The organism is Gracilibacillus salinarum (genome assembly GCF_022919575.1).
Lineage (GTDB): Bacteria > Bacillota > Bacilli > Bacillales > Amphibacillaceae > Gracilibacillus > Gracilibacillus salinarum.
In genome coordinates, this window is sequence record NZ_CP095071.1 from 1,969,728 (window position 1) to 1,987,342 (window position 17,615).

Here is a 17,615-nt window from a genome sequence, read left to right on the forward strand (position 1 = left end):
AAACAGTAATGTGGAGGATAAGTAATGACTGAAAATAAGAGGCATTCTAGAATTGTAAACAAAAAATTGGATAAGAAAAAGAAAAAAAAGAAAATATTACTATATCTACTAGTGTTTTCTATTCTGCTTGTCGGGGCGATAACTACTTATGCAGTCAATCTCCTTAACAAAGCTGAAAAAGTTGTTTCAGAATCATATGAAGATAATGGAAGAGACAAATCTGATCTGCGAGATCAAGAGGTTGATCCAACAGAAGATCATATCTCAATCTTATTTATTGGAATCGATAACAGTGAACACAGAAATAATACAAATGCACTATCAGATGCATTAATCTTTGCAACTCTGAATAAGACCGATAAAAGCGTAAAAATGCTGAGTATTCCTAGAGACTCATACGTTTATATACCTAAAGTTGGATATAAGGATAAGATAACACATGCCCATTCTTTTGGAGGCATAAATGCCACAATTGATACAGTGGAAGAGTTGTTAGAAGTACCGGTAGATTATAATGTACGATTGAATTTTGATGCATTTGTCGATGTTGTAGATGCCCTTGGCGGTATCACAGTAGATGTTCCGTATGAATTTACAGAACAGAACTCAAAGGATCAAAAGAATGCGATCCACTTATACGAAGGTGAACAAACACTGAACGGAGAAGAAGCTTTAGCTCTAGCTAGAACAAGAAAATTAGATAATGACTTAGAACGAGGAAAACGTCAGCAGCAAATAATGAAAGCAATTCTAGATAAAACAATTTCAGTAAATTCAGTATTTAAATTAGATGATGCCATTGAAGCAGTCGGTGACAATATGACAACGAATTTTACTTTTGGTGAAATGAGGAGCTTGCTTACATATGGTACATCTGGCTCTTTAGATATAGAAACCCTAAACTTAACTGGAAGTGATTTGTGGGCTGATCGTTATTATTTTGAATTAAATCAGCAAGATTTGGAAGAAGTTAAAGCCAAATTCCAACAACACTTAGAGTTTGAAAATGATGTTGAATAATACTTATATAGGCTGCTCCTAAGCACCTGTAATCCTAAAGAAAAGCTAAGAGAATTACATGAAATAGTATTTCTCTTAGCTTATTTCTCTTTATAAATAAATTTAAATCTGTAGGTGAATGTGATGGTATTTAGCAATTTAGTTTTTCTTTTTGGTTTTTTACCCATGGTTTTATTCTGTTATTACATGATGCGCATTGAACTGAAAAATTATATTTTATTAATTGCAAGTCTTGTTTTTTATGCCTGGGGTGAACCAAAATATATTTTCCTCATGATTGTCTCTATTCTGATAAATTATGTATTCGGATTGTTAATAGATACAAACAGAACGAAGCTAATCAGGAAAAAAACTTTTCTTATCTGCGCCATTATCAGTAATTTATTGATACTTGGCTTCTTTAAATATGCACAATTTTTAGTTGATAATATTAATCAACTATTTAATCTGCATATTACTATTGAGGAATTCCCTCTGCCAATCGGAATTTCCTTTTTTACGTTTCAAGCACTTAGTTACATTATAGACGTGTATAGACATGACACCAAAGTACAAAGAAATTTAACTTCGTTAGCACTCTATATCGCTTTGTTCCCGCAATTAATAGCCGGACCAATTGTCAGATATAACTCAATTAATGAGCAATTAGAGAAGCGGCAGATTACACTAGACAAGTTTACAGACGGTATTCAACGATTCATTATTGGTTTATCCAAAAAGGTCTTGCTTGCTAATGCATTTGGAGAGATTGCAGATACGGTATTCGCTACAAATACAACTGAACTGAGTGTTGCTACTGCTTGGATTGGGGTACTAGCCTATTCATTGCAAATCTATTTTGATTTTTCCGGCTATAGTGATATGGCAATTGGATTAGGTAAAATGTTTGGTTTTGATTTCCCAGAAAACTTCAACTATCCATACATTGCCCGATCTGTTTCAGAATTCTGGAGAAGATGGCACATCTCACTTAGTACCTGGTTTAGAGATTACGTATATATACCTCTGGGAGGAAATAGAAAAGGTGCTGTCAGGACTATAGTAAACCTATTAATTGTCTGGACTTTAACAGGTTTTTGGCATGGTGCCAGTTGGACATTTATGGCTTGGGGTTTTTATTTTGGGTTATTAATCGTTGTCGAAAGATTAGGATTTTCCAAAGTATTAGCAAAAGCATACAGACCCCTTCAGCATATTTATTTGCTATTGGTAGTTATGATTGGTTGGGTTTTCTTCAGGGCTGATAACTTTGCCTATTCTTTTGATTATATCCAAGTCTTATTTGGATTAGGTGGAGACCAGTTAATGAATGGTACGACCATTATTTTTCTTAATGATTATTGGATCATTTTCGTACTTGGTATTATTTTCTCCATGCCAATTGCTAAGTATTTGAAAGTAAGCTTGTCCAGTACTCTTAGTGAAACGAACAAAAACAGAATACGACCAATCTATTCCATTGTGATGCCTTTTGTTTACATGTCTTTATTAGGCATTGTAATGATTTCATTAGTAAACTCAACTTATAATCCATTCATATATTTCAGATTTTAGTATTGGAGGTGTCATCTATGAATAAAACAGGTAAAAAAATCTTACTTATTTTATTTATTACTTACATTTTTATTATTGGTGTCTATTTAGTCATTGCGCCGAAAAATAAAGATTCAGATGTAGAAAATCGAACGTTAGCCCAGAGACCACCTATTTCATTGGAGCAAATGTCGACGGGAGAATTTATGAAGAATTTTGAAGCCTTTTTTACCGATCAGTTTCCGGGGAGAAACGTATGGCTTAACATGTATATCAATTGGCAACGTTTGAGTAATAAAACCTATATCTTTGATTATTATATAACAGATGATAACTGGATCATGCCGAAACCTTCTAAGAGCTTTCCACAGGAAAAAATGGATGCAGCTACTGAGAATACCAATGCATTCGCAAAGTATTTAAAGAAACAGAATATAAACACTTACTATATTTCTTTACCACATAAAGCAGCTACTCTAGAGTTCTTGTATCCAGGTTATCTGGGAGAACCGACTTATGATAAAAAGAATGAGTACTTCTTGTCACAATTGAATAAAGATGATATGAATGTAATTAATGTCGGAGAAGCATTTAATGAAAAATCAGAATCAGAACTCCGTAATTTCTACTTTAAGACGGATCACCATTGGAATGCAAACGGAGCATTTGCCGCGTATACTGCAACGGTGAATCAGTTAAAGGCGGATAATTTCCTAAAGATGAGTGTGGCGAATAATGATCTTAAGAAAGACGCATATGAAAAACAATGCATTCCTGATCATAAGTTTTTTATGGGAACCTATAATAAGCAAATTTATGCTAGCGTAAAATCAAATGACTCTCAGAATGAGTGTGTCTATCTTGATGATAAAACATTTTCTAGTTATGAAGTTGCGCTAAATGGGGAGTCTATAGATCCATATCTGGTATATGCCTCAGGTCTAGAAGATTATGACACCAAAAATAATATATATTATGGGAATATCTTTTCTAATGATGAGAGTAAAATTAAAATTACAAATAATGCAAATGCTCAATCAGACAATGTTTTAATAATTAAAGATTCGTACACAAATGCCTTAATCTATCATATCGCTCAACATTTTCATGAAACTACGATCTATGATTTAAGACATAATCCTGATCAATCCTTAAAGGATTATATTGCAAATAACAATTTCGACGCAGTTTTCATCATGTACAATAATACACAGCTAACTGCTGAAGATATGTTCAATTTTGATTAATATTAAATTTTATAATGTTTTAATTCAAAAAATTTCCATATTTTAGAATTATTACGTTATAGTCAAGAAATGTCTTTACTCTTTTCCCAACCATCCTTACAAAATGATGCTTAGTAGAAATACAACAAATATAAATTTTATACTAAATATAAATGAGGGAGAGAGGATTAGTCCTCTCTCCCTCATTCTTGTTCGGTCAAATATTTGAAATTTGTCTATGCGCTGTCAATTTGTTGGTAAGCGCCAAATACTCAAGTATATAGAAAAATACCCAACACTAAGCTAAACTTATTCTTGAGATAGGTTAGCGAATGTGTTGGGTATGCTCCTGTTCATTTCGTTTCTGTTTCCTATTTTTTTGCAGCGAGCTTGTACCATCGGACGCCATGTAAAAATATCCCTATTTAGCAGAATCGGCAAGGATCTCTAGGTTTAGTAGTGCTTCAAGTAAATATGTAATATAAGTTTCCAGAATCATGTTGTTTTTTTTTCGCTGTTTCGATGAGACTCATAATAATGGTTGCTGCCTTTGCTCCATCGAAACAACCAATTTTTCTGACCTGTCACGAAAGCTTTCATCGCACGTTCTGCTCGATTGTTATCAAGCACTAACTGATCATCTAATACAGTGCGGAAAGTAGCTTCATATTTCAGTGCATACTTAATAGCCGTTCCTAATTTACTGCCAAAGAGCACGGGTTGTGCACGCAACCAATCGAAGAAGTTATCCATTTCTGGTTGAAAAAGTTTCTCTCGCTTCTTCAGCCGGTCATTCGGTAATAGCGATTTCCATGATCGTTCATATCGAAAGAACCGATCACAAGCTCCTGCCCCTTGTCGACTTACCGCATCGGCCGGACAATCTTTCGGCATCGCTTCCCAGAATTTATGGCGTACATGCGCCCAACAGCCAGCTAATTCTGCCTTCTCTAAGGCTTGATAAGTTGACCACATATCACAATGAACATCCCCCTTATAACTGGAAAGGAAGTCTTTAACGACATGCGATCCCCGACTTGCATCATGATGATAAAGTGTGATGGGGTGCTCGCTATGTTTACCACTTAAAAAGGTACAGTAATACGTCTTTTTAGTATCACTTTCCAATACGCGATAAGAGGTTTCATTCGCATGTAAGATATCTTGTTCCACCAGCTTTTCTTTCAATACCTGATAAAACGGTTCTAAATAACATTGAGAGACTTTGATATGCCAGTTGGTAATATGTTGTTGCGTAATCAGTAATCTCATCCGATGCCAATCCTCTTCCTGGCGGTACGCGGGTACTTTTAACGAAAATTTCTGGTGAATCGTTTAGACAATAATAGAGGCGGAACCCAAGCTATTATCCATCGGTACTTTCGGAACAGGTGTTTTGTCAATCTTATCTGTCAATCCTTTTTGGAGAACAACCCTCACACTTATAGGCGTGTTGGTAGTGGACATGCCGGTTGAGTTGAGCTGGAATATAGACCAGTTCTTCTCGCGCGGGATAGCTTCCTATCTCTTTCATGGTTGGCTCACAAGTTGGGCATGCACAAGTATCCCCAACCAGTTCATGATGAACAGAATGTTCTGAAAATTGATGTAAAATAGTTTATTTTCTGCCTTTAGACTTTTTTCGATGATATGTAATGGTTTCCTTTTCCTCTTCCAAGGGTATCGGTGCTTCCGGTGCGTCAAATAACGAAAGCTGGTTATCATCTGTGGGAATAGATTCTTTTGACTTTCCAAATAGTTTTTGCGTTAAGTACTCTGCTTGTTCACGCAACAATTTCATCTCATTCGCTTGATGAGCGAGTTGAGCCGTAAATTGGTCTATTTGTTTCGCTTGCGCTTAGATGACTTGCGTTAAAGCATCGACGGAACTCATACACGTTTCTCCCTCTTTCAATTGATACGTATAGTATATCAAAGTAAAGGAAGCAAGGCGACCCAAACGTTAATAAAAGACACGGTGAGACGCCCCTTTTATCAGTGATTTTGGACTCATTACCAACTATTCACAAAACATCATTTCAATCATCCCTATACCTTCCGCTATGTTTAACAGGACCTCTTTATAAAATGAAATACTGAGTCTATTCTAAATAATAGACTACACAGTATCCATAACTATTAAGTTTTGTATAGTTATCAATGTTAGGAAGTCGATCTACGATAGAATTAACAATGGACTCATCTTCAGAGTGAATATAAAGAACAAATTCTTCATAATTTGTATTCTGATAAAAAGGAGCTAAATCATTACGATCATAGAAAGTAACGCTTTTATAATTTGCCAATTCCATATAATTCGTTGGTATCTTCCAATTTCGATCATATAAATAAACGACATTTTTTTCTTGATATTGCTCAGCTACATTTAGTGCTTCTTCACTGTTTTTTATTAAATATTCAAATGAAGTGGTGTGCCAATAACCATTTATACAAATAATTATCAGAAAGGCACTTAAGATGTACAAGGAGTTTGTTCTATTTAGATAATACATCACAGCGTGATACAAGAGACAAACAAACATAAGAACTAAAATTGGAAAAATAGGCTGTATATACCTTTCAACAGTATAAACAGCTATATTAGAGATTAGTAAGAAATACAGGCAACACGCACTGAATAAATAGATAATCTTGCTTAAAGAGGTAGTAATTTCTACTGACTGACTTCTTTTAAACAGAATCGCAACTAAGAACATTAATACTATTGCAACTATTGAGATAAATAAGTAGCCACCAAATAAACTGTTACTTATAATCTGCCAAAAAGTTTTCACAGATATGAGATAGTCATTTATATTCATGAAATTTTCCATCGACTCTGCCCCACGTTGTCCACCACCAAATATATGACGATAAATATAAGGAAACACGCCGATGGCAGATATCAGGATACCAACATATGTACCAATATAAATAAGTAAGTCCATCCACCGCTTTCGAACAAGCAAATAAAAGACAAATAATGCACAAATAAAAAATGTGAAAATTAGAAAGTAATAATGAGTTAAAATCCCTGTCAAGGATACAAAAAACAAAGCTAAATAAAATTTGTAACTATAAGTGTTCACTGTTTGAACATGCTTTAAGTGAATATATGAAATCAACAAGCAAAAAAACATCGTCATGATGTACATACGGATAAACATCATGTCTGAAATAACACCAGGGTTAACAGCCCAGAACAAGCTCGTTATATAAGCAATATTTCTATTATTAGTTAACAGCATGGAGAATTTGAATAACAATAGAATGATAAGACCATTAAAAAACATGTTAACAGCTATTCCTATATATTTACTGAATTCTCCCGGCATAAAGGAACTAATAGTGTGAATCAGAACATAATAGAACGGAGGATGTACGTCGTTAGCCTGGTTTTGCCAAACCTGTTCGTAATCAAAATTTGATTCCTCTGTTGTAGTTAGAAATTGCTCTTGATACATACCATAAGATTTATATGTTTCACCTGGTGTGATATCGATATAACTCGTACTGTTTGAAAGACTGTATGTCATTAGCTCATCAATATGATAATTAATTTTCTGAGTGGAAAAGATAAAAGTAAGTATGATTGAAAGCAGGATAATAGACAAAATAAAAATATTGTCTTTTGAAATTTTTGTGCTAATCCCCATTTTTATAACCTCATTTCTCTCTGTTTCTGGCAAACTAGTATGTTTCTTTTTTAAAAACGAACAATTTACTTGTAATATAATTGAAAATAATGACTACAATGTTTGCAATAACTTTCGTGACCATGTCATCTACGGATAATATTTCTATTAGAAGATACATCACTAATAAGTCAATGACAAGGGATAGAACACGATAATATACAAATAAAAGAAAGCTTTTAACTAGTTGTTTAAGGTTTCTATCTTTAGCTTTAAAAACGTATTTTTTATTGGTGTAGTAAGCAAACAAAACAGCTGCAATCCATGCATTTACTGTGGCTACTTGATAATTCAAACTAAATACCTTGGTAAATAAAGCATACACTGCAATATTGACTAAGGTAGTAAGGACCCCAAAGACTATATAGTTGAATATCTCCCTATTTATTTTCATGTATCACTAAATCTTTCTTATCATTATATTCCTGAACAAGATAGACCGGTCTTTTCTTCGTTTCGTTGAAAATTCTACCTAAGTATTCACCTATTACACCAAGAGATAACAGCTGAATTCCGCCTAAAAATAAAATGACACTCATTAAAGAGGGGTAACCAGTTACTGATTCACCAAATACTATCGTCTTAAAAATGACGAATAACATATAGATAAAAGCTCCGAGTGAGATGATAACTCCTAGATAAGAAGAAAGCTTTAATGGATATGTAGTAAAAGAAGTGATCCCTTCAATCGCAAGGTTTATTAATTTGGGATAATTCCATTTGGTTTCACCACCAGCACGTGGATCTCTATTAAATAATATTTCCTTCTTCTTAAAGCCTAACCAACTGAAAAGTCCTTTGGTATAACGTTGTGACTCCCTTAGTTTACGCAGTGCATTCACACACCGTTGATCTAATAATCGGAAGTCACCTGTGTCTTCTTGGATAGGTATACTTGAGGTTTTCTTAAGAACCTTATAAAAATTTTTAGAAGTCCACTTTTTTAACCACGTTTCACCTTGACGATCGCTACGTTTTGCGTAGACATCATCATACCCCTGTTCCCAATAGTGAATCATATCTGTAATAAGTTCTGGGGGGTCTTGTAAATCAGCATCAATAATAATGACTGCCTCCCCTTTCGCATAATCAAAGCCTGCCAGCATCGCTATTTCTTTTCCAAAATTACGAGATAAATCAACATATGATACCCTATTATCTGTATTTCTCAGTTTTTTTATGATCGAAAGTGTACTGTCTTCACTTCCATCATTTACAAAAAGGAGTTCAAATTCATAGTTATTTATCCCGTTTGTTACATCATTAATTCTATCATAGAACTGTTCTATAACTTGGTCTTCGTTATAAGTTGGTACCATAATAGTTATTAGTTTGTGCATGATTGCCCTCCTGTTTCTTTTTACTTGTTAGTTAAAATTAAATTTTGCAACGTAAAAAGTAGTGTATTGTGGATTCTCTTCATCGTTGAATTATAACATATTAGTTTTATGAAATTCTTGTTAAATAGACAAAAATCATACAAAAATATAGGTCTATTAGATATTCAAGAGCATTTAAAGTACTTATTGCTATAGTATTTTAACTAAAAACATGCCTTACAAAAACTGTTACTCGTTTATCTTTACATACAAATTAGTAGAGTTTATTTTAATAAAGAATATGTTTAGTTTCCATTCTCTAGAGGATGCTTATATTCTATTTAACGTCCTTTTCGCTTGCCTCTGTTTTGTGACCATATGATTACCTTTTTGACAGAGGGGGAAAATTAAAACATTTTTTGTCAATACTCATCACCCTTAGGATATGGACTAATCTCTATATCTTTTATGATCTTACTTGTCGAATAGACGCACAAATAACGAAAAAAATGAGCGAAAAAATATCATTTAACTAAAGATTTCTAGTCTGATGCTTCTTAACTACTCTCGCTTCCAATTAAAAGGATATATCAAGAAAATAGTGCAAAAGCAATGAACATGAAAAAGGAAGCCCTATGATAGAATGCTACTCACAAGAGCAACACCCTATTAAAGCCTCCCTGTTTATCAATATTGAGTTCTTTTCTCCGGATTAAGTATATGATTAAACGGTACAAGAAACACTTTATCCAAGGATTTCATAACTCCACTAAAGATTACTACAGAAACTATTACACAAACAATACTTGAAATTAAATAGAATGAGAAATGCTCATAATATGTCAACCCGGCATAAATATACACTTTTTTCATTATGGCTAATATAAGCACATGTAGAATGTAAATTGCTAAAGAGTATTTCTTTCCTAATTTAGATATCAATGATTCATTACCAGGATTATTCTTACAAAAGATTAGCAAGTAATAAACAGATATAAAAAGGAATATTATACTAATACTTGTTTTTAAGAAATCCCCTACAATAAAGTAAATGACCAGGAAAACAATGGACCACAATAATGGTGATCGTATCTTCAAGTCCTTTGAACCTACGTAAAATCCTAGTGATACATATAGAAAGCCTTGTACTACTCCCCCATGCAGAAACAGTTCTCCGAAATTAAATATCCCTGTAGCATTTACTGTAAATGCTAGAAATGAAACCAATAAAATAACTTCTGGCCTTCTTTTATAAAGCATATAAACCAAAAGAGTACTAAATAGTAAGGCTGTTAAAAACCACAAATGAAAGGACCCAATTGTGCCATTTAAAAAATTCACATAATTCCATTGGTCAGATAGATCTCTTGCCCGTGGCCAGAACGCTCTCTGAAGTACTAACCGATCGATTACCAGCAATACCGCATTACAGAATATATAAAAGGCGGAAAACATAATATAGTAATATAGTATTTTTTTTGTATATCCAATTAAATATTCTCGATTTTTATAAGCTAAAAAAAATCCAGAAGCCGCAAAGAAAAAAGGTACCGCTATATCAAAAAAAGATCTATAACTGTCATAATTTAGAAAAGTGGCCATACCTTTTTGATCTATTGGAGCTGTTACATGGATTAACACTACTAAAATTGCACAAATAAACTTGACTGCATCTATCGTGTGATTATATTTCAAATTCATTCACCCTCTATTTTCATCATTCTATTCATATATTCGTGTTATTTACATGCTTTATAGGGTATCTTTTTTGTAAGAATTTTTAAAGTGAGACTTCAACAAGTGATGGGCCCACACTTATTGTGGTGAACCTTATCAGGAAGTTATCGTCTTTATCCACCACTTAGCTTCTTATTTATCTCTCTAATCTTGAACCTGAGTATTACGGACGCTTAGCGCTGTGATAAATATTCTTTAGATATCATCCAAAGAAAAAGCATGATGTACCGAAATGTTCCTCACTCCTTTACAACATGCTATTCTTTTCATCTTATTTTAGTTTACTATAGATTTTCATCTGCATAATCTAAAAGGTATAATCCGATGCTTCTTTGTTTAGACCAAATACTGTCCCAATTACCTAATGGTACTGGTCGTTCACCGACATATTGTGAAATTTCAATGGTAATCGCTGGTTTTCTTTTATCAGCTAAAAACCAGTCCGTATATCCACCGCCGCTGACACTATTTTGCAAGTCAATTGGTGTATAGCCTGTAATTCTCTGAACGCCTTTGGTTATATTTCTTGTATGTGGCGTGAACCCATATCTAGTATAAATTAATTGACCTGATGAATGATAGGCAACTGCCGCTAAAAAGTTATGGTCGTTTGTAAAGTCATAAACTGCTTGTACTTCAGGTTCTGTTAATGGTGCACGTCCTTTATAGAATGCATATCCTGGACTACTTAAATTATCTGTAATAGTATTCCAAAGGTAAGGATATTGCCTGTTTAGATCAACTCCACGAATATTAGCCTTCCAAGCACTAAAATCTCTGCTACCATTATTTATAGAGATTACTCTTTGAGGGCTTTTAGCGGAATATGCTCCATCTTGGACTAGCATAACACCATCTGGATTTACCATTGGTACAAACCAAATTGAGAACTCATTAAGCAGCTTTCGAACATTGTAACCACTAAATCTTTTGTTTCCTACATAGGCTTTCGCATATTCATCTATCATTTTCATAATGATATTCGTTGTCATATGTTCTCTAGCATGATGTGAACCATTAATGAAAATCTCTTTATTACCATTCCCTAATTTCATTGCATAAATGTTTCTGCCGTCTACAGACCTTCCTATGTTTACCGTCTTAACAAGATTAGGATAATAAAAGTTGAAATCATTAATATCTCCCTGAAGATCTTGATAACTATAAGTTTGAGCTCCATTCACTAATAGCGGAACATTTCTAGTTAACTCATTGTTGACCACTCGTTCTAATGTAATTAGTGTAACATCATCTAGTAATCCATTCACACGTAATCCATAATATTCTTGGAATGCTTTTACTTCTTCCTCTGTTTTTGGTCCAAAATCACTGTTGGGATGATTAGATATTTTGAAACCGGCTCTAGCTAGATCATTTTTAATGTTAATTAAATTTTTGTGACTATCTCCAACTTGCAAAGAATTCTTAAGAATTTCATCTAATCTTTGGAGAGTTACAGGATCTCCAATACCATTTACTCTCAAATTATAATATTGTTGGAATGCTTTCACTACTTGTTCTGTTTTAGAACCAAAGTCTTGGTTTGGTTGATTAGAAACTTTAAACCCTAATTTTTCAAGCTTTATTTTAAACTGTAGAATTTTATCATTAGAATTCCATATCATGATATCACTCGATAAAATCGAATGGATCTTATTTAATGTTACGTCATCAACAATTCCATTTACTTTCAGCCCGTAATACTGCTGAAATTCTTCTACCAAATTCTCTGTTTTGGGACCAAAATAAGTAGATGGATTGCTAGTTATTTTAAACCCTAATTTCGCCAAATCTTGCTTCATATCAAGCACTTGATTATGGCTGTTACCGTATTGTAATATTGTACCATAATTATCATTTATTTTATTTAATGTCTTATCATCCATAATACCAGTTGCACTTAAACCATAATAACGCTGAAATTGTTTTACTACTATTTCTGTTTTTGCACCAAATTGAGGCGTTGGATTATTGGATACAACAAAACCTAATTTGGCAATTTTAATTTTCATTTCCTTTACATCTTGCCGATATAAACCATATTGCATAGGCATTTCTAATACTTCTTGAACCTTTGTTCGTGTTACCTCATCGCCAATTCCATTAACCACTAGTCCATACTTTTGCTGGAACTCTTTCACTATTTCGGCTGTCTTCCGCCCATAATCATTATTCGGTTGATCAGATACCACAAATCCTATTTTAGCTAAATCTTTTTTGAATGCCAAAATCTGGTTACTGCTATTCCACGGTTGATATTGACTGTTATTCATTTCATTTATTTTGTCTAATGTTTCTTTTCCGACAACACCATCAGCATCTAACCCATAATATTGTTGAAATTCTTTTACAGTATCTTCTGTTTTAGGTCCAAATTGTGGTGTTGGGTTATTGGAAACTTCAAAGCCAAATTTGGCTAATTGTAACTTCATTTCTAACACATCTTGACGGTATAAACCGTACTGCATTGGCATCTCTAATACTTCTTGGATCTTTGCTAGTGTTACTTCATCAGCAATACCATTAACGGTCAGACCGTACTTTGCCTGAAATGCTTCTACTGTAATTGCAGTTTTTCTGCCGAAGTCTTCGTTTGGGCTATCGGATACAATGAACCCTAGTTTCTCTAAATCTTGCTTTAAATGTAAAGTCTCTGGATTACTGTTTCCCAATTGTAAGGGGCTTGCAAGTATTTTATCAACCTTTAATAACGTGGCTTCACCTACTACCCCTGTAACATTTAATCCATAATAGGATTGAAATTGTTTTACAGTTGCTTCCGTTTTGGGGCCAAATTGTGGAGTTGGATTTTCTGATACTTCAAATCCTAATTTAGCAAGCTTAACTTTCAATTCAAGCACATCTTGACGATACAAGCCATTTTGCATAGGCATTTCTAATACTTCCTGAATTTTATTTAATGTTATTTCATCGCCTATACCATTAACTGTAAGACCATATTTTTTTTGAAAGGCTTCTACAGTCCTTGCTGTTTTGGGACCGTAATCTTGATTAGGTGTATCTGATACTGTAAATCCTATTTTCTCTAAGTCTGTTTTTAACTCTAGTGTTGCCTGATTACTTTTACCTACCTGTAAGGGGCTTGATAATATTGTATCAATTTTTTTGAAAGTATCTTCTGACGCAACTCCCGTTTCTTCTAATCCATAATACTTTTGAAAGCTTCTTACCATTGAAGCGGTTTTTGGACCATAATCTTGATTGGGATGATTTGATACTTTGAAACCGATAATAGCTAATTGTTTTTTTAATTCCAAAACTAACTCACTTGAATCACCTATTGATAATTCTACTGATTCTGTTGATACTGCATATGTATGATTGCTAGATTCATTTGCATCGGCTGCAAATACTGAAATAGGAATAGTAACAACCAGTAAAACAATAAAACACGGTATTTTACCCGACATTTTTATCATCACATACTCTCCTCTATATTAGATTTTTAATTTTAAAAGAAAAGGCTGTTGAATAATCAACAGCCTTTATTTGTTTATTTTATTTCCCTGACATATGAACCATTTCCACCACTTACCCATCTTTTACTACCTTGATAATAAACCTGATACCAACCATTTCTCGTTACTAAATGGTTATCATCTTGTAAAACACCAGCTAGCAGGTCTCCATTATATACTTTCCCTACAGCTGAATGGTTCGTTGTCGGATCAACCCTTACATTTAAATTGCTTGCTACTATTTTTAGTAAATTTTGAAGGTCAACATAAGGATCGGATACCCATCCTTGGCGATCGTTATATTGTACTTTAAGCCAGCCGTTTCCATTAGATCCTAGTACTTTAATAGTTGTGCCTTTATGAAGAGTTTGATAAATAGTTGTACTACTATTTGTGTTAGGTTGAGATCTGAAATTAACATTTGCATTTGTTTGTCCACTTATATTGCTAGGATATTCTATTAAGTTCTGTGGTGGATGATCACCGGATGAGCCTGGTTGATTCTTGTAACTGGGAACATCAAAGGAATGCACATAATTATTTAGTGACTGATATATTTCATGCATTTCAGAAGTCTGAATTACTGCCCAGGCCACATGTGTTGCATATTGATGATCACCTGGATCATCCGGATCCCAACGCATTTTATATAATGTGTCCTGACCTTTTGAAATATAGCCTCTCACAATATCACTTGCACCACCGATGATAGCCTCACTCGGTGAAAACCAGCCATTTTCATAGGCATACCTTACCCCGCCTCTAGTAGGGTTGGCATCTACAGCGCCATAACCATACATATTATAAACTACTTTATCTACCCGCGGATCGTTCTTATCAGTGATAATAATTAAATTTCCTTCACTATCAGTCGGGATATTTCCATTCTTATCAACCCCGACACCTCTTGCTAAAGTTGATCTCCCGTTACCGGTTTCATGTAAGGCATGAGCCATTAAGTAGATTTCATTTACACCATATTCTTCACCAGCTTCAATAAATGCCGCTGCCTCATTAGTTAAGCTTCCAACTCCTGTAAGTACTTTGTCGTTTATTTCATTCACATTTGTATTCGCGCTTTTATTTAATATTAAGAATTGTAAATAGGATTTTGACGACATAGAAAAATTGGAAGGATTAGCATAGTACTCTACTAAGTTTCTTCCTGCCGAGATACTTCCGGAACCATTTGCCTTTGGTGTTTTGGTCATTTGAATATCGATAAAGCTGTCAAAAGTATAATCATAATTACTATAGTTAATTGACGAATGTGTTTCTAGCAATTCACTAATCTTTCTAAGTGTTACTTCATCGCCAATTCCATTAACGCGAAGCCCAAAAAACTTTTGAAAATCTTTAACAACTTCTACCGTTTTGGGACCGAAATCATTGTTTGGATTGTTCGATATCACAAATCCTAACTTTGCTAAATCAATCTTTAATTGTTTAATTTGAGCATTACTCTCACCATATCTTAATGGTGAAGACAGAATTTCGTTAATTTTAGATAAGGTAGCGGTATCACCAATACCATTAACTCTTAAATTAAAATATTGCTGAAATTCTTTTACTGTAGATGCTGTCTTAGGTCCATAATCCATATTCGGATTATCGCTTACACTAAAACCTAGCTTCTTTAAGTTTTCTTTCAGTGTTTTCGTATCTTGGTTACTGTGCCCTGGACTTAATGGACTGCTTAATATGTTTTGAATTTCCTTGAGTGTCCGTTCTTCCGCAATACCACTTACCACTAATCCGTAGTAGCTTTGAAAGTCTTCTACAGTAGCTTCTGTCTTAGGTCCATAATATTCAGAAGGATTATTAGTAATCTTAAAACCTAGTCTTGCTAAGTTTCTTTTTAAAGTGATAGATTCCGGATGAGTGATTCCATATTTTAACGGAGTATTAAGTAAACTATCTAATTTATTTAACGTTATATCTCCAGCTACCCCAGTAACTTCTAATCCGTAATAGCGTTGAAATTCTTTTACAGTTGCTTCTGTCTTCGGACCAAATTGTGTATTAAGGTTATCAGATACTTTAAAGCCTAATTCTGCTAATTTTTCTTTCATAATAAGAACATCTTCATGATCAACGCCTATTTGAAGTGGAGCATCTTTTAATTCTTCTAGCTTCGCTAATGTCACTTCGTCTCCAATACCATTAGGAACTAATTCATATTCCGATTGAAATGCTTGAACAGTGTTTTTCGTCTTAGCACCAAAGTATTCATTCGGGTTGCTAGAGACACCAAATCCTAGCTCGGCTAAATCTAACTTGAATTGAAGGATTTCTTCGCCCCTTTTACCAATCTGATAAGGACTGTCCAGTACCTCGTCAATTTTAGTTAAAGTTCGGGATCCTGCAACACCGTCAGCTTCAAGTCCATAGTATGCTTGAAATTCCTTCACTTTAGCTTCTGTCTTAGGACCGAACTGCGGACTTGGATTATCGGTAACCTTGAATCCTATTTCCTCGAGGTCCAATTTCATTTCTAATACATCTTGGCGATATAAACCATACTGCATCGGCATTTCGATTAATTCTGTTATCTTTGCCATCGTTACGGGATCACCTATACCATTTGCTACTAAATTATATTTTTGTTGGAATTCCTTCAAAGTAGCGGTGGTTTTCGGACCAAAGTCATTGTTGGGATCATTGGATACTTCAAATCCTAATATCTTCAGGTCCAATTTTAGTTGAAGTGTTTCCAGATTACTATTCCAGCTTTGGAGCGGGCTTGTCAGTATTTGATCAATTTTTTCTAAAGTCTGATCTCCTGCTATTCCATCTGCAGTCAGTCCATAATAAGCCTGAAATTCCTTCACAGTTGCTTCTGTTTTAGGGCCAAATTGTGGGCTTGGATTATCCGTTACATTGAATCCTATTTCTTCGAGATCTAATTTCATTTCTAATACATCTTGGCGGTATAAGCCGTACTGCATCGGCATTTCGATTAATTCTGTTATCTTTGCCATCGTTACGGGATCACCTATACCATTTGTTACTAAATTATATTTATTTTGAAATTCTTTCAATGTATCAGCAGTTTTCGGTCCGAAATCTTCATTTGGATCATCAGATACCTCAAATCCTAACGTCTCCAAATCAAGCTTCATTTGCAGGGTTTCTGGATTACTATTACCTTTTTGTAACGGACTTGCTAATATTTGATCGATCTTACTCAACGTTATTTCATTTGCCACGCCAGTAGCTTGAAGTCCATAATAACTTTGAAAGTTTTGGACTGTTTCCTTTGTTTTTGGTCCAAAATCTTGATTAGGATTGTCTGAAACGATAAAACCGAGTTTAGCTAAATTCATCTTCATCGTTTTAACAGCTTCGCCGGAAGAACCGATGGATAAGTCACCGTTAGTAGCGACAGCTTTAACTGTTGAAGATTCCATTGCATTTTCACTTTGACTAGCCTTTTGTTCTACGACTTCTCTCTTAGCAGTCTCAGCTTTTGTGATTAGATAATCTTGATTAAAAACTACTAAACCGGCAGCAAGAGAAATAGTTAAATATGCCTGTTTCTTCAAATGTATTCACCCCAGAGTAACATAAAATGATAAATATTTACATTACTAATAGTATATTTTA

General features: G+C 34.1%; 12 protein-coding genes. 3 read left to right on the plus strand and 9 right to left on the minus strand.

The genetic code is table 11. The features are described from left to right. The first annotated feature begins 24 nt into the window (after positions 1 to 24). The 3 genes from MUN87_RS09210 (at position 25) to MUN87_RS09220 (ending at position 3,800) form a co-directional block, all read left to right on the plus strand. The gene (locus MUN87_RS09210; protein ID WP_244747478.1) at positions 25 to 1,020 is read left to right on the plus strand and encodes an LCP family protein; all 996 of its coding nucleotides are present in this window, start codon (positions 25 to 27) and stop codon (positions 1,018 to 1,020) included. Between the two features lie 123 nt (positions 1,021 to 1,143). Next, positions 1,144 to 2,574 carry an MBOAT family O-acyltransferase gene (locus tag MUN87_RS09215; RefSeq protein WP_244747479.1) on the plus strand — a complete coding sequence of 477 codons (1,431 nt, stop codon included), beginning with the start codon at positions 1,144 to 1,146 and terminating at the stop codon, positions 2,572 to 2,574. A 17-nt stretch (positions 2,575 to 2,591) separates the two neighbouring features. Further along, positions 2,592 to 3,800 carry a DHHW family protein gene (locus MUN87_RS09220; RefSeq protein ID WP_244747480.1) on the plus strand — a complete coding sequence of 403 codons (1,209 nt, stop codon included), beginning with the start codon at positions 2,592 to 2,594 and terminating at the stop codon, positions 3,798 to 3,800. A gap of 474 nt (positions 3,801 to 4,274) precedes the next feature. Here MUN87_RS09220 and MUN87_RS09225 read toward each other — a convergent pair whose 3' ends face one another. The 9 genes from MUN87_RS09225 to MUN87_RS09260 all read right to left on the minus strand — a co-directional run bounded on the left by MUN87_RS09225 (position 4,275) and on the right by MUN87_RS09260 (position 17,554). Further along, on the minus strand, positions 4,275 to 5,051 hold the full coding sequence (locus MUN87_RS09225) for an IS66 family transposase (protein ID WP_244747481.1): 777 nt from the start codon (positions 5,049 to 5,051) through the stop codon (positions 4,275 to 4,277). Between the two features lie 133 nt (positions 5,052 to 5,184). Further along, positions 5,185 to 5,313 carry an IS66 family transposase zinc-finger binding domain-containing protein gene (locus MUN87_RS22420; protein WP_369414016.1) on the minus strand — a complete coding sequence of 43 codons (129 nt, stop codon included), beginning with the start codon at positions 5,311 to 5,313 and terminating at the stop codon, positions 5,185 to 5,187. An 84-nt stretch (positions 5,314 to 5,397) separates the two neighbouring features. Continuing rightward, positions 5,398 to 5,571 carry an IS66 family transposase gene (locus tag MUN87_RS09230; protein ID WP_244747482.1) on the minus strand — a complete coding sequence of 58 codons (174 nt, stop codon included), beginning with the start codon at positions 5,569 to 5,571 and terminating at the stop codon, positions 5,398 to 5,400. A gap of 310 nt (positions 5,572 to 5,881) precedes the next feature. After that, a complete protein-coding gene (locus tag MUN87_RS09235; protein ID WP_244747483.1) occupies positions 5,882 to 7,435 on the minus strand; it encodes a glycosyltransferase family protein in 1,554 nt (517 codons plus the stop codon). Positions 7,436 to 7,469: 34 nt separating this feature from the next. Beyond that, positions 7,470 to 7,868 (minus strand): GtrA family protein, encoded by a 399-nt coding sequence (locus MUN87_RS09240; RefSeq protein WP_244747484.1) that lies wholly within the window; start codon positions 7,866 to 7,868, stop codon positions 7,470 to 7,472. Next, positions 7,855 to 8,814 (minus strand): glycosyltransferase family 2 protein, encoded by a 960-nt coding sequence (locus MUN87_RS09245; RefSeq protein WP_244747485.1) that lies wholly within the window; start codon positions 8,812 to 8,814, stop codon positions 7,855 to 7,857. The genes MUN87_RS09240 and MUN87_RS09245 overlap by 14 nt, the downstream gene beginning before the upstream one ends. A gap of 666 nt (positions 8,815 to 9,480) precedes the next feature. Next, positions 9,481 to 10,488 carry an acyltransferase family protein gene (locus tag MUN87_RS09250; protein WP_244747486.1) on the minus strand — a complete coding sequence of 336 codons (1,008 nt, stop codon included), beginning with the start codon at positions 10,486 to 10,488 and terminating at the stop codon, positions 9,481 to 9,483. A 326-nt stretch (positions 10,489 to 10,814) separates the two neighbouring features. Beyond that, on the minus strand, positions 10,815 to 13,970 hold the full coding sequence (locus MUN87_RS09255; protein WP_244747487.1) for a peptidoglycan-binding protein: 3,156 nt from the start codon (positions 13,968 to 13,970) through the stop codon (positions 10,815 to 10,817). Between the two features lie 74 nt (positions 13,971 to 14,044). Beyond that, on the minus strand, positions 14,045 to 17,554 hold the full coding sequence (locus MUN87_RS09260; protein ID WP_244747488.1) for a peptidoglycan-binding protein: 3,510 nt from the start codon (positions 17,552 to 17,554) through the stop codon (positions 14,045 to 14,047). Positions 17,555 to 17,615 lie beyond the last annotated feature (61 nt).

Excerpts from the sequence above, each read along its gene's own strand:
- MUN87_RS09210 (WP_244747478.1), top strand. The coding sequence starts at position 25 with ATGACTGAAAATAAGAGGCATTCTAGAATTGTAAACAAAAAATTGGAT.
- MUN87_RS09215 (WP_244747479.1), top strand. The coding sequence starts at position 1,144 with ATGGTATTTAGCAATTTAGTTTTTCTTTTTGGTTTTTTACCCATGGTT.
- MUN87_RS09220 (WP_244747480.1), top strand. The coding sequence starts at position 2,592 with ATGAATAAAACAGGTAAAAAAATCTTACTTATTTTATTTATTACTTAC.
- MUN87_RS09225 (WP_244747481.1), bottom strand. The coding sequence starts at position 5,051 with ATGAGATTACTGATTACGCAACAACATATTACCAACTGGCATATCAAA.
- MUN87_RS22420 (WP_369414016.1), bottom strand. The coding sequence starts at position 5,313 with ATGAAAGAGATAGGAAGCTATCCCGCGCGAGAAGAACTGGTCTATATT.
- MUN87_RS09235 (WP_244747483.1), bottom strand. The coding sequence starts at position 7,435 with ATGGGGATTAGCACAAAAATTTCAAAAGACAATATTTTTATTTTGTCT.
- MUN87_RS09240 (WP_244747484.1), bottom strand. The coding sequence starts at position 7,868 with ATGAAAATAAATAGGGAGATATTCAACTATATAGTCTTTGGGGTCCTT.
- MUN87_RS09245 (WP_244747485.1), bottom strand. The coding sequence starts at position 8,814 with ATGCACAAACTAATAACTATTATGGTACCAACTTATAACGAAGACCAA.
- MUN87_RS09255 (WP_244747487.1), bottom strand. The coding sequence starts at position 13,970 with ATGATAAAAATGTCGGGTAAAATACCGTGTTTTATTGTTTTACTGGTT.